The organism is Streptomyces sp. NPDC025793, assembly GCF_055558375.1.
This window is the reverse complement of the sequence record NZ_JBVHMR010000003.1, coordinates 408710-426926: the sequence shown is the minus strand read 5'-3', so window position 1 is coordinate 426926 and position 18217 is coordinate 408710. Positions and strand designations below refer to the sequence as shown.

The 18217-nt window shown below is 71.4% G+C and carries 21 protein-coding genes, 1 pseudogene and 1 riboswitch; of the genes and pseudogenes, 12 read left to right on the top strand and 10 right to left on the bottom strand.

Annotated features, from left to right (window positions below):
- The first annotated feature begins 150 nt into the window (after nt 1-150).
- Nucleotides 151-298: riboswitch (SAM riboswitch) on the top strand.
- A 17-nt stretch (nt 299-315) separates the two neighbouring features.
- The 4 genes from thrC (at nt 316) to groL (ending at nt 4449) form a co-directional block, all read left to right on the top strand.
- The gene (gene thrC, locus ACZ4MF_RS09440; protein WP_467491330.1) at nt 316-1599 is read left to right on the top strand and encodes a threonine synthase; all 1284 of its coding nucleotides are present in this window, start codon (nt 316-318) and stop codon (nt 1597-1599) included.
- A complete protein-coding gene (locus ACZ4MF_RS09435) occupies nt 1596-1871 on the top strand; it encodes a MoaD/ThiS family protein (protein ID WP_071372534.1) in 276 nt (91 codons plus the stop codon). Before thrC ends, ACZ4MF_RS09435 begins: the two co-directional genes overlap by 4 nt.
- Nucleotides 1872-2302: 431 nt before the next feature.
- Complete coding sequence (locus ACZ4MF_RS09430) at nt 2303-2506, top strand: cold-shock protein (protein WP_004929928.1); 204 nt, start codon at nt 2303-2305, stop codon at nt 2504-2506.
- 320 nt (nt 2507-2826) lie between these two features.
- Nucleotides 2827-4449, top strand: a complete 1623-nt coding sequence (gene groL, locus ACZ4MF_RS09425; RefSeq protein ID WP_356020274.1) for a chaperonin GroEL — start codon at nt 2827-2829, stop codon at nt 4447-4449.
- A gap of 100 nt (nt 4450-4549) precedes the next feature.
- On the opposite strand, the gene ACZ4MF_RS09420 is transcribed toward groL, so the two are convergent.
- Genes ACZ4MF_RS09420 through ACZ4MF_RS09410 form a run of 3 tightly spaced genes read right to left on the bottom strand, consistent with a single transcriptional unit; the run spans nt 4550 to nt 6092 of the window.
- On the bottom strand, nt 4550-4864 hold the full coding sequence (locus tag ACZ4MF_RS09420; RefSeq protein WP_467491328.1) for a hypothetical protein: 315 nt from the start codon (nt 4862-4864) through the stop codon (nt 4550-4552).
- Nucleotides 4865-4909: 45 nt separating this feature from the next.
- Entirely contained in the window at nt 4910-5587 is a 678-nt protein-coding gene (locus tag ACZ4MF_RS09415; protein ID WP_467491326.1) for a L,D-transpeptidase, read from the bottom strand.
- Nucleotides 5577-6092: a SigE family RNA polymerase sigma factor gene (locus ACZ4MF_RS09410; protein ID WP_351214112.1), complete on the bottom strand. Its 516-nt coding sequence runs from the start codon at nt 6090-6092 to the stop codon at nt 5577-5579. The genes ACZ4MF_RS09415 and ACZ4MF_RS09410 overlap by 11 nt, the downstream gene beginning before the upstream one ends.
- 113 nt (nt 6093-6205) lie before the next feature.
- Here ACZ4MF_RS09410 and ACZ4MF_RS09405 point away from each other — a divergent pair, with 113 nt between their 5' ends.
- From ACZ4MF_RS09405 to ACZ4MF_RS09380, 6 genes are all read left to right on the top strand, one after another.
- Entirely contained in the window at nt 6206-7288 is a 1083-nt protein-coding gene (locus ACZ4MF_RS09405; RefSeq protein ID WP_467491323.1) for a sigma factor-like helix-turn-helix DNA-binding protein, read from the top strand.
- Nucleotides 7285-8910, top strand: coding sequence for a transglycosylase domain-containing protein (locus ACZ4MF_RS09400; protein ID WP_467491321.1), 1626 nt, complete (start codon nt 7285-7287; stop codon nt 8908-8910). Before ACZ4MF_RS09405 ends, ACZ4MF_RS09400 begins: the two co-directional genes overlap by 4 nt.
- Nucleotides 8911-8957: 47 nt before the next feature.
- Complete coding sequence (locus ACZ4MF_RS09395; RefSeq protein ID WP_467491319.1) at nt 8958-9089, top strand: hypothetical protein; 132 nt, start codon at nt 8958-8960, stop codon at nt 9087-9089.
- Complete coding sequence (locus tag ACZ4MF_RS09390) at nt 9086-9298, top strand: hypothetical protein (protein WP_467491317.1); 213 nt, start codon at nt 9086-9088, stop codon at nt 9296-9298. The genes ACZ4MF_RS09395 and ACZ4MF_RS09390 overlap by 4 nt, the downstream gene beginning before the upstream one ends.
- 115 nt (nt 9299-9413) lie before the next feature.
- Nucleotides 9414-10538, top strand: a complete 1125-nt coding sequence (locus ACZ4MF_RS09385; RefSeq protein ID WP_467491315.1) for an NADH:flavin oxidoreductase — start codon at nt 9414-9416, stop codon at nt 10536-10538.
- An 86-nt stretch (nt 10539-10624) separates the two neighbouring features.
- Nucleotides 10625-12151, top strand: a complete 1527-nt coding sequence (locus tag ACZ4MF_RS09380; protein ID WP_467491313.1) for a carboxylesterase/lipase family protein — start codon at nt 10625-10627, stop codon at nt 12149-12151.
- Here ACZ4MF_RS09380 and ACZ4MF_RS09375 read toward each other — a convergent pair.
- From ACZ4MF_RS09375 to ACZ4MF_RS09355, 5 genes and pseudogenes are all read right to left on the bottom strand, one after another.
- Nucleotides 12146-12718: a hypothetical protein gene (locus ACZ4MF_RS09375; RefSeq protein WP_467491311.1), complete on the bottom strand. Its 573-nt coding sequence runs from the start codon at nt 12716-12718 to the stop codon at nt 12146-12148. The two genes, ACZ4MF_RS09380 and ACZ4MF_RS09375, sit on opposite strands and share 6 nt — an antisense overlap.
- 2 nt (nt 12719-12720) lie before the next feature.
- Nucleotides 12721-13401, bottom strand: coding sequence for a Uma2 family endonuclease (locus ACZ4MF_RS09370; protein WP_467491309.1), 681 nt, complete (start codon nt 13399-13401; stop codon nt 12721-12723).
- A gap of 59 nt (nt 13402-13460) precedes the next feature.
- Nucleotides 13461-14297: a MarR family transcriptional regulator gene (locus tag ACZ4MF_RS09365; RefSeq protein ID WP_467491307.1), complete on the bottom strand. Its 837-nt coding sequence runs from the start codon at nt 14295-14297 to the stop codon at nt 13461-13463.
- 1049 nt (nt 14298-15346) lie between these two features.
- Nucleotides 15347-15466: a DUF397 domain-containing protein gene (locus ACZ4MF_RS09360; RefSeq protein WP_467491305.1), complete on the bottom strand. Its 120-nt coding sequence runs from the start codon at nt 15464-15466 to the stop codon at nt 15347-15349.
- Nucleotides 15467-15497: 31 nt separating this feature from the next.
- Nucleotides 15498-15632: pseudogene (locus ACZ4MF_RS09355) on the bottom strand (helix-turn-helix domain-containing protein); the annotation flags it as partial.
- A 2-nt stretch (nt 15633-15634) separates the two neighbouring features.
- On the opposite strand from ACZ4MF_RS09355, the gene ACZ4MF_RS09350 reads away from it, so the two are divergent.
- Both ACZ4MF_RS09350 and ACZ4MF_RS09345 read left to right on the top strand, forming a co-directional pair.
- Nucleotides 15635-15793 (top strand): hypothetical protein, encoded by a 159-nt coding sequence (locus ACZ4MF_RS09350; RefSeq protein ID WP_467491579.1) that lies wholly within the window; start codon nt 15635-15637, stop codon nt 15791-15793.
- Nucleotides 15790-16440 (top strand): class I SAM-dependent methyltransferase, encoded by a 651-nt coding sequence (locus ACZ4MF_RS09345; protein ID WP_467491303.1) that lies wholly within the window; start codon nt 15790-15792, stop codon nt 16438-16440. The genes ACZ4MF_RS09350 and ACZ4MF_RS09345 overlap by 4 nt, the downstream gene beginning before the upstream one ends.
- 26 nt (nt 16441-16466) lie before the next feature.
- Here the strand turns inward: ACZ4MF_RS09345 and ACZ4MF_RS09340 are convergent, their stop codons facing one another.
- Complete coding sequence (locus tag ACZ4MF_RS09340) at nt 16467-16760, bottom strand: hypothetical protein (RefSeq protein ID WP_467491301.1); 294 nt, start codon at nt 16758-16760, stop codon at nt 16467-16469.
- A gap of 39 nt (nt 16761-16799) precedes the next feature.
- Nucleotides 16800-18209: a PTS transporter subunit EIIC gene (locus ACZ4MF_RS09335; protein WP_467491299.1), complete on the bottom strand. Its 1410-nt coding sequence runs from the start codon at nt 18207-18209 to the stop codon at nt 16800-16802.
- Nucleotides 18210-18217 lie beyond the last annotated feature (8 nt).

The window sequence follows — 18217 nt, the reverse complement described above, 5'->3', positions numbered from 1 at the left end:
TGGTGACTGTGTGATCCATCTCGCGGTTCGGACGACTATCTCAACTGTCCTGGCCTTCGGTTACAGTCTTGAACAACGCCGGTGACCATCGCATGTCGGGGGCGCGGGCGCGCACGACTCGTGCGTACAACTGCTCATACAACCGCATACCGCTCATCCAGAGGGGCAGAGGGACACGGCCCGATGAAGCCCCGGCAACCCTCCAGTCGGTTCTTGGCACGTTGACGTGGCGAGGCTCCCGGCTAGGGAAGGTGCCAAATCCGTCTCACGGCGAGATGCGTCGTGAGGAAGATGAGGAGAAAGGGCCTCGCCTCCATGGCTGTGCAGACAGTTGCAAGCACCTCCACCTCCCCCGTCGACCTCGGTCCGGCCGCGGCCCTCAGCTGTCGCGAGTGCGGTCACCGTGTCCCGCTCGGCCCGGTCTTCGCGTGCGAGGAGTGTTTCGGCCCGCTGGAGATCGCCTACGACTTCTCGGCCTACGACACCGAGGAACTGCGGGCCCGCATCGAGGCCGGACCCGCGAACATCTGGCGGTACGCCCCCCTGCTGCCCGTCCCGGCCGACGTGGCGGACAAGCCGAACATCAACCCCGGCTGGACCAAGCTCGTCAAGGCCGACAACCTCGCCCGTGAACTGGGCGTCACCGGCGGCCTGTTCGTCAAGGACGACTCCGGCAACCCGACGCACTCCTTCAAGGACCGCGTCGTCGCCCAGGCCCTGGAGGCCGCCCGCGCCTTCGGCTTCACCACCCTGTCCTGCTCCTCCACGGGCAACCTGGCCGGTGCCGTCGGCGCCGCCGCCGCCCGCGCCGGCTTCCGCTCCTGCGTGTTCATCCCGCACGACCTGGAGCAGGGCAAGGTCGTCATGGCCGCGGTCTACGGCGGCGAACTCGTCGGCATCGAGGGCAACTACGACGACGTGAACCGCTTCTGCTCCGAGCTGATCGGCGACCCGGCCGGCGAGGGCTGGGGCTTCGTCAACGTCAACCTGCGGCCGTACTACGCCGAGGGCTCCAAGACGCTGGCGTACGAGATCTGCGAGCAGCTCGGCTGGCGGCTGCCGGACCAGATCGTGATCCCGATCGCCTCCGGCTCCCAGCTGACGAAGATCGACAAGGGTCTCCAGGAGCTCATCAAGCTCGGGCTGGTCGAGGACAGGCCGTACAAGATCTTCGGCGCCCAGGCCGAGGGCTGCTCGCCGGTGTCGACCGCGTACAAGGCCGGGCACGACGTGGTCCGCCCCCAGAAGCCGAACACCATCGCCAAGTCCCTCGCCATCGGCAACCCGGCCGACGGGCCGTACGTGCTGGACATCGCCCGCCGCACCGGCGGTGCGGTGGAGGACGTGACGGACGAGGAAGTCGTCGACGCGATCAAGCTGCTGGCCCGCACCGAGGGCATCTTCGCCGAGACGGCGGGCGGTGTGACGGTCGGCGTCACCCGCAAGCTGGTCAAGGCCGGCGTCCTGGACCCGACGAAGACCACGGTCGTCCTCAACACCGGCGACGGCCTGAAGACCCTCGACGCGGTGGCCGGCACGGGTCTCACCGCCACCATCCGTCCGACCCTGGACTCCTTCCGAGAGGCTGGCCTCGCATGAGCGTGACCGTTCGCATCCCCACCATCCTGCGCACCTACACCGGCGGCCAGGCCGAGGTCGCCGCCGAGGGCGCGACCCTCGCCCAGGTCATCGAGGACCTGGAGAAGAACCACACCGGGATCGCCGCCCGCGTCCTGGACGACCAGGGCAAGCTGCGCCGGTTCGTGAACGTGTACGTCAATGACGACGACGTGCGCTTCGAGCAGGGCCTGGAAACCGCGACCCCGGACGGCGCCGGAGTCTCCATCATTCCGGCGGTCGCCGGCGGCTGATCATTACCGTCGGTAATCTCGGTTACCGATTGTTCATCGAATGGCCTCCCCCGTGAGAGAAACGGAGGGGGCCATTCAGTGTGATTGAGCGCGGTACAGTTGGGGAACGCGTTCCGGACCTGAAGGTCGCGGTCCCGGATTTCGCACCGCGAGCCCGATAAGAAGTAGCCAAACTATGCGGGCTTTCTGCGGCTTTTGTTCCACTTTGTACGGCCCGACTTGCCCTGTATTCGGCCGTATTTTAGGCAGATTCCGGACCGTCGTCGTCCAGATTTCTCGTCCGATTGACCTGTTGCAGACGGCAGTTGGACAGATACATTCAGCCGCGGTCGACGCGTTCCGGCGCACGCCCCCGACCGATGGGGGGTGAGGTCTGACCCGGGTCCGCGAAGTGTGGATCTGTGCAAGGGCCAGTAATAGGGGAGTTAGGCATGGCTCAGGGCACCGTCAAGTGGTTCAACGCGGAGAAGGGGTACGGCTTCATCGCGGTCGACGGTGGTGCGGACGTCTTCGTCCATTACAGCGCCATTCAGATGGACGGCTACCGCACCCTGGAAGAGGGGCAGCGGGTGGAGTTCGAGATCTCGCAGGGCCAGAAGGGCCCGCAGGCCGACATGGTTCGCCTCAGCGCCTGAACGTTTCTTGTCCGAAGGGCCTGCACCTCGCGAGGGGTGCGGGCCCTTCGCCGTGCCCGGCTGCCCCGTTCCGCCGCGCCCGGATCCTCTGTTCGCGGGCGGCTGAGCGCGCGCCCCGACCCCCGAAGGCGCTTGCACTCGACAGGGGCGAGTGCTAATCATTGGCGTTAGCACTCTGAAGGTGAGAGTGACAAAGAAGGACCGGGTCGGTGAGGCCCGCAGGCCACGTGGGGCAAGGAACCACAGGCCGGCGAGCCGTCCGTCGCGGGCGCGGGCGCGGTCCGAAGGAATCACCCCCAGTCCTGGAGGGACCACTTCACATGGCCAAGATCATCGCGTTCGACGAGGAGGCGCGGCGCGGCCTCGAGCGCGGCATGAACCAGCTCGCGGACGCCGTCAAGGTGACGCTCGGCCCCAAGGGCCGCAACGTCGTCCTCGAGAAGAAGTGGGGCGCCCCCACGATCACCAACGATGGTGTCTCCATCGCCAAGGAGATCGAGCTCGAGGACCCGTACGAGAAGATCGGCGCCGAGCTGGTCAAGGAAGTCGCCAAGAAGACGGACGACGTCGCCGGTGACGGTACGACCACCGCGACCGTGCTCGCCCAGGCCCTGGTCAAGGAAGGCCTGCGCAACGTCGCCGCCGGTGCCAACCCGATGGCCCTGAAGCGCGGTATCGAGAAGGCCGTCGAGGCCGTCTCCGCCGCCCTGCTGGAGCAGGCGAAGGACGTAGAGACCAAGGAGCAGATCGCCTCCACCGCGTCCATCTCCGCCGCCGACACCCAGATCGGCGAGCTCATCGCCGAGGCCATGGACAAGGTCGGCAAGGAAGGCGTCATCACCGTCGAGGAGAGCAACACCTTCGGTCTGGAGCTTGAGCTCACCGAGGGCATGCGCTTCGACAAGGGCTACATCTCGGCCTACTTCGCGACCGACATGGAGCGCATGGAGGCGGCGCTGGAGGACCCGTACATCCTCATCGCCAACTCCAAGATCTCCTCGGTCAAGGACCTGCTCCCGCTCCTGGAGAAGGTCATGCAGTCGGGCAAGCCGCTGCTGATCATCGCCGAGGACGTCGAGGGCGAGGCCCTGTCGACCCTGGTCGTCAACAAGATCCGCGGCACCTTCAAGTCCGTCGCCGTCAAGGCCCCGGGCTTCGGCGACCGCCGCAAGGCCATGCTCGGCGACATCGCCATCCTCACGGGTGGCGAGGTCATCTCCGAGGAGGTCGGCCTCAAGCTGGAGAACGCGACCCTGGACCTCCTGGGCCGCGCCCGCAAGGTCGTCATCACCAAGGACGAGACCACCATCGTCGACGGCGCCGGCTCCTCGGAGCAGGTGGGCGGCCGCGTGAACCAGATCCGCGCCGAGATCGAGAACAGCGACTCGGACTACGACCGCGAGAAGCTCCAGGAGCGCCTGGCCAAGCTCGCGGGCGGCGTCGCGGTCATCAAGGCCGGTGCCGCCACCGAGGTGGAGCTCAAGGAGCGCAAGCACCGCATCGAGGACGCCGTGCGCAACGCCAAGGCGGCCGTCGAGGAGGGCATCGTCGCCGGTGGTGGCGTGGCCCTGCTGCAGGCCTCCTCGGTCTTCGAGAAGCTGGACCTGGAGGGTGACGAGGCGACCGGCGCCAACGCCGTGAAGCTCGCGCTGGAGGCCCCGCTGAAGCAGATCGCCGCCAACGGTGGCCTTGAGGGCGGCGTCGTCGTGGAGAAGGTGCGCAACCTGGCCGTCGGCCACGGTCTGAACGCCGCCACGGGCGAATACGTCGACATGATCGCCGAGGGCATCATCGACCCGGCGAAGGTGACGCGTTCCGCGCTGCAGAACGCGGCCTCCATCGCCGCGCTGTTCCTCACCACCGAGGCCGTCATCGCCGACAAGCCGGAGAAGGCCGCCGCGGCCGCTCCGGGCGGCATGCCGGGCGGTGACATGGACTTCTGATCGACCTGACGGTTGATCGCCTGTCCTTCGGACCGAGGGCGGCACTTCCAGCTTCCGGCTGGGGGTGCCGCCCTCGGGCGTTCTCGGTCGGCGTAGTCCTTCAGCTTCTCGGCGTCGCGGTCGCGGGAGGTGATGTCCACGGCCATGAGAGCGCCGTCGGTTTCGACCGCTCCCCGTGCCCCCTGAAGTGTCCTTCCGGCGCGAGGAAGCCGTCCGTACGGGCGCGGCGCCTGCGGTAGGCCTCGGCTTTCACGCCCTGCTCGGGCACGAGGTTCAGCTCGGGACGCTGCTGCATGCACTGACGGAGCAGCCACATGAAGATCTCGCCGTGGTTGCCGTCCGGCATGTCCACGGACGGTGTCCGCATCCGCTCCAACCCGAGCACCTCGGGCACGGTGCTCGGTCCCTGCTGCACCGGCGAACGCCTGGCGCTCGTTGTGGCGCGAACAGCGCGCCGCGCCTAGGCCTTCGGCGTGACCGCCGACAGCGTGTCGCCCGGGGTCAGTCTGTTGTAGAGCCAGACGGCGTCCTTGGGGTCGAGGCCGATCCAGCTGCCGGTTCGGGCGCTGCAGGCGAGGGAGCCGACGTGGATGAAGTTCCGGTCGGTGTCGCGGAGTTCGACCACGTACGGTCCCGCCACCTTGCAGGAAGCCTCGGGGAGTTGACCGACGGAGCCCCGGCTGAGGTCGAGTTTCGCGGCGACGGTCAGCGGGCCGGCGGCCACGAGGGTCGGAAAACCCGAGGTGATGGGCATGACCCGGCCGTCGATCGTCAGGGTCTGCTTGCCCAGGTTCACCGTTCCGGCGATCGCGATCCCCGACGGGGTCGCGGTCGGGGGCGGGCCGGGAAAAGAGGAGGAGGGGGAAGGGGAGAGGGAGGGGGACGGGAGGCGGGGAGCGGTGGCGGCCGGGGGCTGACGGTGTTCCGGAGTGCCACCCGTCTTCAGGGACACGGCGAATGCCGCCAGGGCGAGGGCCGTGGCGCCCGCGCCGAGGGCGAGGGCCGTGCGACGGCGGCGGCTCCGGCGGACGGCGCGGCGGCGGATCCCGGCGGCGGAGACGGGTGGCTGGGTTTCGTTCGCCGTGGCCAACTTGTGGAGTGTGGTGGCCAGTTCATGCGCGGTGAGGTCATCCGACACGGCGGCCCTCCTTCCGTACCGGCTCCTCGGCCTCGTCCGTGCCCAGTTGCTTCGCCAGTGCCGCCCGGCCCCGGGACAGCCGGGCCTTGACCGTGCCCACGGGCGCGCCGGTCTCGGAGGCTACCTGCTCGACACTCAGGTCGCACAGATGGTGCAGGACGATCGCCAGCCGCTGTGCCGGGGGAAGCGCGCGCAACGCGGCCACCAGCGCGGTGTGTTCGGGGCCGGGGCCGGGGGTTGACTCCGGCGGCGTGTGCCGCCGTACCAGTTCCAGCCAGCGCCTGGCGCGCCGCCAGCGGCTGACCGCCAGCCGTACGGCGACCGTGCGGATCCAGGCCTCGGGGGCGCTGTCGGCCAGGAAGGACTTCCGCCGGTCCCAGGCGCGTACGAACGCCTCCTGCACCACGTCCTGGGCCTCGCCGTGGTCTCCGGTGAAGGCGTAGAGCTGCCCGGTCAGGCGGGGGAACGCGGCCGCGTAGAAAGCGTCGAACTCGTCCTCGGTCATGCCCTCCGCGTCTTTCGTCTCCGGTGCAACCCGCCTGCCCCGCCCGTGCGTACAGGTCCCGTGGGCCGCGTGTGCGGCGTACATCGAAACACATGTGACCCAAGGAGAAGACGATGCGGACGGGTGCCCGGATCCATCACGACTTCGCCGCCTACGCGCGCGCCTGCTGGCCCCGGCTCCTTCTCACCGCGTTGAAGCTCACCGGAGATCCGGCCGAGGCGGACGATCTGGCGAGGAGGACGCTGGCACGGGTGTACGCGCGCTGGCGCCGCGTTCCGCACAACGACGTGGACTTCCATGTACGGCGTCACCTCGTGCGGAGCTGGTTGCGGCGGCCGTGGCCGCTCGGGCGGCGCGCCGACCGGCAACGGGCCGTGCTGGTGCTGCGGTACGGCGAGGGGCTGCCGGACGCGCAGATCGGTCAGTTGCTCGGCATCTCCACGGGCGCGGTGCGCCATGTCGCCAGGCGTGGGGTGAAGGCGGCCGGGGGTGACGAACAGCGGCTGCGCGCGGCCTGCGCCGCCGCGGCCGGTGACGTGGTTCCCGGCCCGGTCCCGCTGGCGGCGGTGACCGTGCGGGGGCGGGCGCGGCGGCGGCGCCGGGCCGCGGTGGCCGCCGGGGGCTGTGCGGTCGTGCTGGTGGCTGGGGGTTTCGTCGCCATCGGCCTGGTCGGCGGGGCCGGCAGCGGTTCGTCGGCCGGTACGGTGGCCGGCCGCGAGGCGGGTTCCGTACGGATCGTGGCGCCGGGGGAGCGGGTGCAGGCGGCGCCCGGCGTGGAGATGTGGCTGACCGCGGACGGCAGCCACTGGTCGACGCCCGAACAGGCCGACCAGTTCCGCGGGTTGGACACCTGTCCGCGCCACAAGCCGGGGGTGTCCGTGCAGGCGGAGCCGGTGCGGGGCGGGTACTTCCTGTCCGGCCTGTACTACGGCGTCACCGGGGACCCGGGCCGTGTCGAGCTGGACACCGGCCACGGCCCGGTCGCCGCCAACGTGCTCACCCTGGCGGGCCGCCCCGGCTGGGGCGTCTGGTACGCGAGCACGTCGCTGTCCGGGCAGGACACCAAGACGCTCATCGTCGCGGGCATGGAGTCGGCCGGGGGCACCGGCAGCGCCGGCGGGGGTGAGGGCGTCAGGGTGTACGACGCCGCGGGCGCCGTCGTGGCACGGTTGCGGAGCGGGGGGTGGCGGGCATGACCACAGAACTCAAGGAGGCCGTCCCGCCCGCGAGTTCGCGCCGCACCCCGCGTCGCGTCCCGTTCCGCGTCCGCCTGCGCCGCAACCGGGGCCGTATCGCGCGCCGGCTGCTGGCCGCCTTCCTGGTCCTGATCGTCCTGTTGTGCGCGGCGGTCGTCGTCGCGTACAAGCTCACCGTCATTCCCGAGCCGCACCCGGACACCGTCGTCCAGAGCACCGTCTTCCTCGACGAGAAGGGCGCCTACCTGGGCCGCCGAGGCCCGGTCGACCGCCAGGACGTACCGCTGTCGCAGGTTCCGCGGTATGTGCAGGACGCGGTGATCGCCGCCGAGAACCGTTCCTTCCGTACCGACTCCGGGGTCTCCCCGAAGGCCCTGGTCCGTGCCGTCGCGGCGGCGCTGACCGGCGGCGAACGGCAGGGCGGCTCCACCATCACCCAGCAGTACGTGAAGAACGCGCTGCTCAGCCCCGAGCAGTCGCTGTCACGCAAGGCGCGCGAGGCGCTGATCGCGGTCAAGCTGGACCGCACGCGCTCCAAGGACGAGATCCTCCAGGGCTACCTCAACACCGTGTACTTCGGCCGGGGCGCCGCCGGCGTCCAGGCCGCCGCGCGCAACTACTTCGACGTCGACACCAGGAACCTCACCGTCTCGCAGGGCGCGGCCCTGGCCGCCATCATCAACCTCCCCTCCTACTACGAGAAGGCCGGCTCGGACCCGAAGGTCACGGCGACCCTCCAACGCCGCTGGGAATGGGTGCTCGACGCGATGGCGGCGAGCGGGAACATCACGGCGAAACAGCGGGCCGAGGCGCGTTTCCCGGCGTTCCGCTTCTATCCGCCGGGGGCCACCGACGGTCAGCGGCAGTACCTGATCGACGTCGCGGCGAAAGAGGCCGCCGACCGGCTCGGCATCACCGAGGACCAGCTGGCGAAGGGCGGCTACACCGTGCGCACCACCTTCGACCTCACCCAGCAGGACTCCACGGCGGAACTGGTCAAGGGCCTCAAGCCCGCCAAGGGCGGGGTACGGCTGCACACCGCGGTCGTCGGCATCGAGCCCGGCGACGGTGCGGTGCGGGTCCTGTACGGAGGGTCGGACTACGCCCGGCAACCCTTCAACGACGCGGTGAGCGGGGCGGTGGAGGCGGGCTCGGCGCTGGAGCCGCTGACCGGGTTCCGGTTCGGCGCGCCGCTCACCGCACTGGCGAAGACGACCGCGCCGACCCCGCTGAAGTTCACGTCGGCGTACGCGGCGGTCGCGGCCGACGGCGTGTACGCCGCGCCGTACACCGTCGCCCGCATCACCCGCGACGGCCGGACCGTCTACTCCGCACACCCCGACCGCCACCGGGTCCTGCCGGAGCTGGCGGCCCGCGCGGTGGCCGCGCCGGTCGCCGGCCCACCGGCGAAGCCGTTCACGGCGGGCGCGGGCGGCGGCAGCACCCGCCGCACGGTGTGGACCGTGGCCTACGACACCCGGCTCACCCTGACCGTCGCCCTCTTCGCCGACAAGCCGGGCAAGAAGAAGGACACGACGGTGCCCGCGCAGCTGCCGGCGAACCCCTCACCGACGGCGTTCACGGAACAGACGGCGACTCAGCTCTGGGGGCGCTTGAGGTGATCGACGAACGCGGACCAGGCCGAGGGCCGGAGCAGGAGCTTCGGGCCGTGGGGGGTCTTTTGAGTCCGGTCAGCGGCGCCCAGGGGCACCCGTACGCCCTGGTCGACCTGGGCCGCTGCAACATCGGCGTCGCCTCGAAGCCGGCGGCGGCCCTTCGCGTGAAGGGCGGTGACGCGTGAGTCGTACGCCCGCGTACGGCGTGGACCTGCGGAGCGGGCGGATCGGCGAGGTCATGGGGCGCGTGGGAGGTTACGTACAGCTCCGGCCGGTCGGTGGCGGGCGGGAGTGGGACTGCCCGCCGGGGGAGATGGGGGAGGCGGCGCCGGACGCGGTGCTGCGGGAGCGGGTGCGGCGGCTGAACCGGGAGAGTGTGAGCGGTGTCACGTAAGGGCTGTGCCTGAGGCGGAATGTGGGGCAGCGCATAGGCGATTACTTAAGGAGCTGCAACAATGCGTGTTCACATACCGACCGGTTAACGCCGTCCCTCACGAGGAGCCCCCCACGTGACCGTCACGACCCCCGCCTCCCGCGCGGCCCAGATCCTGTCCCGCCCGATCACCCTCAACGGCCTCACCGTGCCGAACCGGATCGCGATGGCGCCGATGACCCGGATGTTCTCCCCGGGCGGCGTACCCGGCGAGGACGTGCGCTCGTACTACTCCCGCCGCGCCGCCGCCGGAGTCGGCCTGATCGTCACCGAGGGCACCTACGTGGGCCACGACTCGGCGGGCCAGAGCGACCGCGTGCCGCGCTTCCACGGCGAGGACCAGCTGGCGGGCTGGGCGAAGGTCGCCGAGGACGTGCACGCGGCGGGCGGCACCATCGTCCCGCAGCTGTGGCACATCGGCATGGTCCGCAAGGACGGCGAGGCCCCCTTCCCGGAGGCCCCCGCGATGGGCCCCTCCGGCCTGGTCACCGCGGGCGCCGAGGCCACCGGCCGGGCGATGACCCAGCAGGACCTCGACGACGTGATCGCCGCGTTCGCCCGGGCGGCGGCCGACGCCGAGCGCATCGGCTTCGACGGCGTGGAGCTCCACGGCGCCCACGGCTACCTCCTGGACCAGTTCCTGTGGGAGGGCACCAACCGCCGTACCGACGCCTACGGCGGGGACCCGGTGGCCCGTACGAAGTTCTCCGCGGAGATCGTGGCGGCGGTCCGCGCGGCCGTCTCCGCCGAGTTCCCGGTCATCTTCCGCTACTCGCAGTGGAAGCAGCAGGACTACACGGCCCGCCTCGCCGAGACCCCCGAGGAGCTGGAGGCCATCCTGACCCCGCTGGCGGCGGCCGGCGTCGACGTCTTCCACGCCTCCACCCGCCGCTACTGGGTGCCGGAGTTCGACGGCTCGGACCTGAACCTGGCCGGCTGGACGAAGAAGATCACCGGCAAGCAGGTCATCAGCGTCGGCTCGGTCGGCCTCGACGGCGAGTTCATCAAGGCGTTCCAGGGCGAGGGCTCCGGGACCAAGAGCATCGACGACCTCCTCGACCGGCTGGAGGCCGAGGAGTTCGACATGGTCGCCGTCGGCCGTGCGCTGCTCCAGGACCCGGAGTGGGCGGCCAAGGTGCTCGCCGACCGCTTCGACGAGCTGAAGCCGTACGACGCCGCGTCGCTGAAGACCCTCAGCTGACCCCGTCCGTCGCTCCGTTCGGGCACTTGTGATCGTCGCCGCACGTTCCCCTGACGACCGGTGAGACCGAATCAGGGGAGCGAGCGATGACGAAGAGCGAGTCCGGGCCCGTGGTGCGCACCGCCTCCGGGGCGGTGCGCGGCCTGCGCGAGCAGGGGCTGTCGGTGTTCCGGGGCATTCCCTTCGCCGCGCCCCCGGTCGGCCCGGACCGCTTCCGGGCACCGCGCCGGCCCCACCCCTGGGAGGGCACCCGGGAGGCGTACGCGTTCGGCCCGCCGCCCCCGCAGGAGACCGGCTTCCTCGGCCGCACGGCGCAGTCCCGGCAGCCGGAGGGCGACGACTGGCTGACGCTGAACGTCTGGACCCCGGACCCGGATCCGTCCGCCGCCCGTCCGGTGCTGGTGTGGATCTACGGCGGTGCGTTCAAACTCGGCTTCAGCGGCCAGCCGGGCTACGACGCCCGGCAGCTCGCCCGCACGGGCGACGCGGTGCTCGTCACCTTCAACTACCGCGTGGGCATGGAGGGTTTCGCCCTCTGGGCCGACGCCCCCGCGAACCGGGGCCTGCTGGACCAGGTGGCGGCCCTGGAGTGGGTCCAGGAGAACATCACGGCGTTCGGCGGCGACCCCTCCCAGGTCACCGTCTTCGGCGAATCGGCCGGCGCGGGCTCCGTCGCCTCCCTCCTGGCCATGCCGAGAGCCCGGGGCCTGTTCCGCCGCGCCATCGCCCAGAGCGTGCCGGGCACGTTCTTCTCCGCGGACCTGGCGCGCGACATCGCCGGGTCCCTGGCGGCGCGGGCCGGCCGCACCCCCACGGCGGCCGACCTCGCCGCGACGGACCCCCGCGAGCTGACCCGGGCGGGCCAGACCCTGGGCATCGAGATGCCGGCGTACACCGACCGCTGGGGCCGGGCGGCGCCGACCTCGGTGCCCTTCGCGCCGGTGGTGGACGGCGACGTCCTGCCCACGACTCCCTGGGAGGCGCTCTCGTCGGGCGCGGCGCGGGACGTGGACCTCCTGGTCGGCCACAACCGCGACGAGTACCGCCTCTTCCTGGTCATGGCCGGCATGTCCGGCAAGATCGCGGACGACCTGGCGGCCCGGACCCTGCGGCTGTACGCACCGGGCGGGGAAGCGGGCGAGGCGGCGTACCGCTCGGCCTTCCCGGAGTGGGGCGCGGAGCAGCTCTTCGAACGGGTCCAGACGGACTGGCTGTTCGGGCAGCCGAGCCTGCGGCTGGCGGAGGCCCAGCGGACGGGCGGCGGCCGCGCCCACGTCTACGAACTGACCTGGCCGGCCCCCGACTCCGCGGGCGCGCTGGGCGCCTGCCACGGCCTGGACATCCCGCTGCTCTTCGGCACGTTCGGCGCCGACCTGGGCGCCCTCCTCTTCCCCGGCGGCAAACCCACGGAGGAGGCGGAGCAACTGTCGGCGTTCATCCAACGGTCCTGGACGACCTTCGCCCGCACCGGCGACCCGGGCTGGCCGGCCTACGACCCCCGCTCCCGTCTGGTCCAGGTCCTGGACGCGGAACAGCGGGTGGCGCCGTACCCGGAGGAGGCGAGCAGGCGGATCTGGGAGGGGTACGCGTTCGGCGCGTTGCCGCTGCTATAGGTTCCCCAGCGGCTCGATGTCGACGCGCACGGGGGTGCCCCACACGCGGAGCACCTCGTAGTCGGTGAACTCGTGCACGAGCCGGTACGCCATGGCGGGCCGGGACGAACGGCGCTGGGCGGCGAGATACGCCTCGGCCTCGCGCTTGTCCCGCCGGGGCGTGCCGCACAGCTGCCACTCCTGGCCGTTCCACGCCTCCGGCAGCCAGCGCTGCTGCGGCTGCGGCCGGTCGGCGCGGACGCCGTAGCGGGAGGGCGCGGTGGCCACGGCCGCGGCTTCGGTCCTGCCGCCGCCGTGATACTCCGACCGGCGTGCGGCCCGGCGCCGGGTCTCGCACAGCAGACACAGGTCGGGGGCGCTCTCGTCCACGGGGCCCTGCGGATGCTCGGGACACCGGGTGGCGGGCGCGCCGGCGGCGACACTCTCGTCCAGCAGATCGAGCGCCCGGCGCAGATCGGCCTTGATCTCGTGCAGCCGGGAGTCCGGGGTGTCGGCGCCGAGCGCCTCCCCGTGCTCCCCGACGAGCCGCAGGGCCCGTCCGAGGGCGGTGAGCTGGGCGTGGTTCATGGTCAGTCCGCGTAGTCCTTGAGTTTCTCTGTGTCCAGTGTGATGCCGACCGGGGGCGGCAGCTCGACGGTAGCGCCCCAGGGGTAGCGAGGGGACAGGAGGTAGCGGCCTTCCTTCGGTTCGCTGAAGACGGTGAGGGTGTTGTTGTCGCGGTCGATGAGGAGGTAGACGGGGATACCGGCCTCGGCGTAGCCGATGGGCTTGTCGATGCGATCGCGTTGGTCGGTGTCGCGGTCGTGTGAGGTGATTTCCACCGCCATGAGGGCGCCGTCGGTCTCTGACCACTCCCCGTGCCCCCTGAAATGACCCTCGGGTGCGAGGAAGCCGTCTGTACGGGCGCGGCCCTTACGGTAGGACTCGGCCTTGACGCCTCGCTCGGGCATGAGGTTCAGGTCGGGGCGCTGCTGCATGCACTGACGAAGCAGCCACATGAAGATCTCGCCGTGGTTGCCGTCCGGCATGGCTTTGACTACTACCTTTCCGTTGATGTACTCCAGCCGCACGGTTTCCGGGGCGGCGGCCTCCAGCTCCTCGAACTCCTCGACGTCGAGCGGACCGTGCCGGATGCAGAGCCGCCCACCGAGGAACTCCAGGCGGTTGCGCAGCTCCCTCGGAGCCCTGCGGGCAAGTTCCTCGAAGTCCTCGACGGACATCTGCGGGCGCTCGGCGGTGTCAGGGGTCATGGCATTGCCTCCTTCCTTCCATGGTGCCCCCGAGTGATCTCGTCGGACCGTAGGAGCGGTCATGCCGGTGTCCTTTCTTGTCGCTTCTGCAAGATCGCAGCACGCATCTCCGCTGTGTAGGAGCGGACTGCGGGAGCTGCCAGGGGCGCGTGGGAGTGCGCGTGGTCGCTCGGGGGCGCACCCCGGCACGCCCTGCACAGCCCGCCCGGCAACGCCTCCGGCCGACCCGGCACCCCGCAGTCCGCGCACTCCAGGATCCGGCGGGGCGGGCGGGATGGCTGCTGTACGGGTTCGGGTGGGAGCTTGCTGGTCAGGCGGCGGCGGACCAGGGCGGCCGGGTGGTGGACGGGGCTGGGCAGGCCGGCGGTCAGGGCGTGGAGTACGGCCTCGTCGGTGGCGCCCCGCGCGAACCACTCCACGACCAGTGGGGCGAGGGTCGCGCAGTCCGTGGCGGAGAGGGACAGGGCGGGGGCTGTACGGCCGAGGGCGGCGAGGAGGATATGGGCGCGGGAGGGGGTCGGGCGAGAGCCGGACTGCTCCGGTGGCGGCTCCTTCGGTGCGTCCCCACGGACGAACGCGGCCCACCAGTCATCGTCCCGTGCGGTGCGGGAGAACCACGATCGGGTGATCCAGCGGACCCCGTCCGCACCGGCCAGCCGCTCCCGCCCGCGCCGTAAGTGTCCTGCCTCCTGGAGCCGGTTGAGGGCGGTGCCGAGTGCGTACTGACCGTACGGCAGCACCTTGGCCAGCGTCTTTACGGAGATGTCGGCGCCGTCGGGGAGACGGTCGAGGTAGGCGGCGATGGCGGCTTCGCGGGCGGGGAGGTCGGCGAAGTCGTGGTTCGTCCGGGGGTGTTGGCCGGGTACCGAACGCTTGCCGTAACCCGGATTGGCCATCGGGTGCGGGGAGGGGACGGAGGAAGGGTGCGCGGGGACAGAGGCAGCACTAAAGTTGGCGTAAGCCATGGGATCGAATGTGTCCTTCGATCTTGTAGGTCAGGCCCCCGCACCGGTGTTGGCGCACCAGCGGGGGCCGTTTGCTTATGGCCGCACGTTAGAGGCATGTGACGCTGCGTCGCAAGCCGAACGCGTCAGGTCAACACGCGGGGTGGGAGGGTGGGTTGAGGCCCTCCACCCATTCCTTGAAAAGGGTGCTCGGAGCTTGGGGATCGAGGCTTGAGCTTCGGGGCCGGTGTTCGCAGGTGACCGTGGGGCCGCCCGCTTCTTTGTCAGTGTCGTGCTTCCGCGAGGTGTGTAAAGGGCGCTCCCGTTCCGCTGCGCTCCACTCCCGCGTCGGCTGCGCCGATGGCCCTGCGGGCCACCCTTGACACACCTCGCTCCAGCACGGGGGAGAAGCGAGCGGGCAGCCCGGGGAAAGTGGGCGCCTTACCGGTACCGGTCCCTCGGGGCTGTTGCGCAGTCACGGTCGGCGGAGGGGCGCGGTCGCGCCTCGCATGCACGCCGGGTGGGCGCGGCGGCTGCGGGTGGGGATCTTCTGGGCGGAGGCGGGGCGGGGTGGGCTTGGTTGGGGCTCTTGGACGATTTGGGCCACCCGGCGCCCCTCCATGGTCGGACCCGGCGGTTTGCCGCCCCCTCCTCTGGCCCATATCTGCCAATTGCCCTCCGCGAGGGGGGATTGGCCCAGTTTGGGCCTCCGTCGCGATCGGGGGGGGCAGTCGCCGAGACGGCCCGGCGTGCATGCGAGGCGCGAGTGCGCCCCTCCGTCGACGGCGACTGCACAGCGCCGCAAAGGGGCGACCCCGGCCGGGGCCACGGCCTTTCCGGGCCGCTCGCTCGCTTCTTCCCCGTGCTGGAACGGGCCGGGTCAAGGGTCGGCCGTAGGCCGATCGCCGAAGGCGACGCGGGAGTGGAGCGAAGCGGAACGTGAGCGCCCTTGAGGCGGGCCGTGGAAGCACGACACTGAGAGGAAGCGAGCGGCCCCACGGTCACTTGAAAGAAGAGGTGAAGGACACCCAGGCGGCCGAGCTGAAGTAGAGCTTCGGGCCCTGGGGGGTCTTCGAGTCCCGGACGGGGATGAGGGGCTGGAAGTCGTGGGCGGCCTCCATGCAGTTGCCGCCGCCGTAGCTCGACTTGTGCCATCCGCGCGACGTCCGGCTGCATCCGCCGCGTACCCGACTCCAGCTGGCCGATGAACGAGCCGCTCACGAACAGCCGTTGGCCCAGTTCGTCCTGACTCAAGCCGGCCTTCTCGCGGGCGTGGCGTAGCTCGGCGCGTGACCGGTGCGAGTGACGAGCCGTTTGCGTTGGTCGATCTGGGGCGCTGCAATGTCCGTACCGCCGAGCGGCTGACGGACGTGCTCAAGGCGATGTCCGTCGGTGAGGAACTGCGTATGAAAGTGCGGCAGGTGAACCGGGAGAGGCAGAATCGTTGAGCAGACTGGTCGAGGCACTGCACCGCTTCAACGCCGCCCACCCCTGGGACCACAACGCCCGCTATCACCGCTGGCTGCTGCGGCAGTTGCCCCGCGGGGCCGGGCGGGCCCTGGACGTGGGGTGCGGCAGTGGGGAACTGGTGCGGCGGCTGGCCGGGCGGTGGGCGGAGGCGGTCGTCGGAGTCGATGCCGATGCCGGGATCCTGGAGCGGGCGCGGGAGGCCACTCCTGCCGACGCCCCCGTCGCCTACACGCTCGCCGAGGCGCCCAGCCGCCTTCCCCCGGGACGCTACGACGTCATCACCTGCGTCGCCGTACTCCATCACCTTCCCCTCGCCGAGAGCCTCGTCCGGTTCCGGGAGGAGCTGGCGAGCGGTGGCACTCTGGTCGTGGTCGGCTGTGCGCGGGCGGAAGGGGCTCTCGATCACGCGCTCGGGCTGGCAGCCGTGGCGCTCAACCCGCTCATCGGGTGGGTGAAGAACCGGGGGCGGGCCGCGTCGCACCGACCCGTTTCCATGACCGCCCCCGTCCGGGATCCGGAGATGACCTTCGCCGAGATCGGTCGTGAGGCCCGGCGAATCCTTCCCGGGGTCCGGCTCCGCCGCCGGCTCTTCTGGCGTTACACGCTCGTGTGGCGCGCACCGTAAAGGCCCGACGAGCCCTTGTGAGGCCCTCAGCGGTTGCCGTGCGGGCCCTGGTGGCCCCGGTGGCCGGGGCGGATCAGGCTGCCCTCGCCGCACGCGGTGGTGTTCTCGCGCACCGCCAGCGGTGAGACCTCCTTGAGGACGGGGACCACGGCGAGGGTGTCGGCGCACTTCGCGGTGTCGGAGATCGTCCACCGCGCGTTGTCGTGGGCGGCCTTGGCGGTGGGCGTGGTGCCGGTGTCGGCCAGGATGTCGGCGTGGGCGGGGGCGGCCAGCGCGGCGGCGGAGGCGGCGGTGAGGGCGGCCGTGGTGAGGAGCTTCATCGTCGTCATGCTGAGGCAACGAGCGGCCACCGCCGTGCGTCACGTGGCGGCGCTCGGCCGGGGGGCGCGCGGAAGGCCGAAGAGATACGTCGCCGCGAAGCCCACCACGTAGCCGGTGAGCAGGCCGCCCGCGTAGACGGCGACGGCCGCGCCCGCGCCCCTGTTGCCCGTCAGCAGCGGGAACAGGGCCCAGCCCGACGGGCCGATCGCGGTCGCGCCCACCGTGGTGCCGAGCATCGCGAAGAAGCCGACGAACGCCCCGCCCGCGGCTCCGCCCGCGCAGGCCGTCAGGAAGGGGCGGCCCAGCGGCAGGCACACGCCGTAGATCAGGGGCTCGCCCACGCCGAGCAGGCCGGCCGGGAGGGCCGAGCGGATCGTCGTCCGCAGTTCGCCGTCGTGGCGCAGGCGGACGTACACCGCGAGCGACGCGCCCACTTGGCCCGCGCCCGCCATGGAGAGGAGGGGGAGGAGGACCGTGTAGCCCTGTTGGGAGATGAGGGTGGTGTGGATGGGGATCAGGGCCTGGTGCAGGCCCAGCATCACCAGGGGGAGGAACAGGCCGCCCAGCACCAGGCCCGCCGCCGCGCCGGCCGTGGTCAGGAGCCAGTTCGCCGCCGTGCCGATCGCCGTCGCCACCGCACCGGCCGCGTACATCAGGCCGTACAGCGTCACGAGGCCGGAGACGAGCACGGTGACCGTCGGTGTGAGCAGGACGTCCAGCGCGCCCGGCACCCTGCCCCGTACCCACTTCTCCACGCGAGTGGCCAGGAGCGCGGCGGCGAGTGCGCCGAGCACGCCGCCCTGGCCGGGGGACAGGTGGGCCCCGAACACCGTCACCTTCGCCACGCCCGGGTACACGACGACGGCCGCGACGGCCCCGCCGAGCACCGGGGTGCCGCCGAACTCCCGCGCCGTGTTGATGCCGACGAACACCGCGATCAGCGCCAGGAAGGCGGAGGCGATGACGGACAGGGCGGGGGAGAGGGAGGGGAGCCGACCGGCGTTCAGGAGAAGGCCGTTGAGACCGGAGAGGATGCCGCAGCCGATCAGGGCGGGGATGAGGGGGACGAAGACGTTCGCCACCCGGCGCAGGGTGGTCCTGACGCCCGTCTCCTGCGGCGGACTCTCCTGCTTCGAGCGGGCGTCGGGAGGTTCCGCTCCCCCCTCCGCGGCCCGTGCCGCCTCCGCCTTCGCCTCCGCCACCGTCCCTGCCACCGCCTCCGTGACCTCCTCGACCACCCCGGGCCCGAGCACGACCTGGCAGTGCGGGCCCTCGCAGACCAGGCCCAGCACCTCCGGGACCGCCCGCAGGCCCGCCTCGTCCAGCGCCGTCGGGTCGGCGAGGGCCAGCCGGAGGCGGGTCATGCAGTGGGTCACGGAGGTGACGTTGGCCGGGCCGCCGACCAGGGTGAGGACGGCGGTCGCGGTGGAGGCGGGGTCGATGCGCACGCCCCGAG

Bases quoted from the DNA above. Each gene is read 5' to 3' on its own strand.
- ACZ4MF_RS09430 (WP_004929928.1), top strand. From the start codon at position 2,303: ATGGCTCAGGGCACCGTCAAGTGGTTCAACGCGGAGAAGGGGTACGGC.
- ACZ4MF_RS09380 (WP_467491313.1), top strand. From the start codon at position 10,625: ATGACGAAGAGCGAGTCCGGGCCCGTGGTGCGCACCGCCTCCGGGGCG.
- ACZ4MF_RS09400 (WP_467491321.1), top strand. From the start codon at position 7,285: ATGACCACAGAACTCAAGGAGGCCGTCCCGCCCGCGAGTTCGCGCCGC.
- ACZ4MF_RS09365 (WP_467491307.1), bottom strand. From the start codon at position 14,297: ATGGCCAATCCGGGTTACGGCAAGCGTTCGGTACCCGGCCAACACCCC.
- ACZ4MF_RS09375 (WP_467491311.1), bottom strand. From the start codon at position 12,718: ATGAACCACGCCCAGCTCACCGCCCTCGGACGGGCCCTGCGGCTCGTC.
- ACZ4MF_RS09405 (WP_467491323.1), top strand. From the start codon at position 6,206: ATGCGGACGGGTGCCCGGATCCATCACGACTTCGCCGCCTACGCGCGC.
- ACZ4MF_RS09360 (WP_467491305.1), bottom strand. From the start codon at position 15,466: ATGGAGGCCGCCCACGACTTCCAGCCCCTCATCCCCGTCCGGGACTCG.
- ACZ4MF_RS09435 (WP_071372534.1), top strand. From the start codon at position 1,596: ATGAGCGTGACCGTTCGCATCCCCACCATCCTGCGCACCTACACCGGC.
- ACZ4MF_RS09370 (WP_467491309.1), bottom strand. From the start codon at position 13,401: ATGACCCCTGACACCGCCGAGCGCCCGCAGATGTCCGTCGAGGACTTC.
- ACZ4MF_RS09340 (WP_467491301.1), bottom strand. From the start codon at position 16,760: ATGAAGCTCCTCACCACGGCCGCCCTCACCGCCGCCTCCGCCGCCGCG.
- thrC (WP_467491330.1), top strand. From the start codon at position 316: ATGGCTGTGCAGACAGTTGCAAGCACCTCCACCTCCCCCGTCGACCTC.
- ACZ4MF_RS09410 (WP_351214112.1), bottom strand. From the start codon at position 6,092: ATGACCGAGGACGAGTTCGACGCTTTCTACGCGGCCGCGTTCCCCCGC.
- groL (WP_356020274.1), top strand. From the start codon at position 2,827: ATGGCCAAGATCATCGCGTTCGACGAGGAGGCGCGGCGCGGCCTCGAG.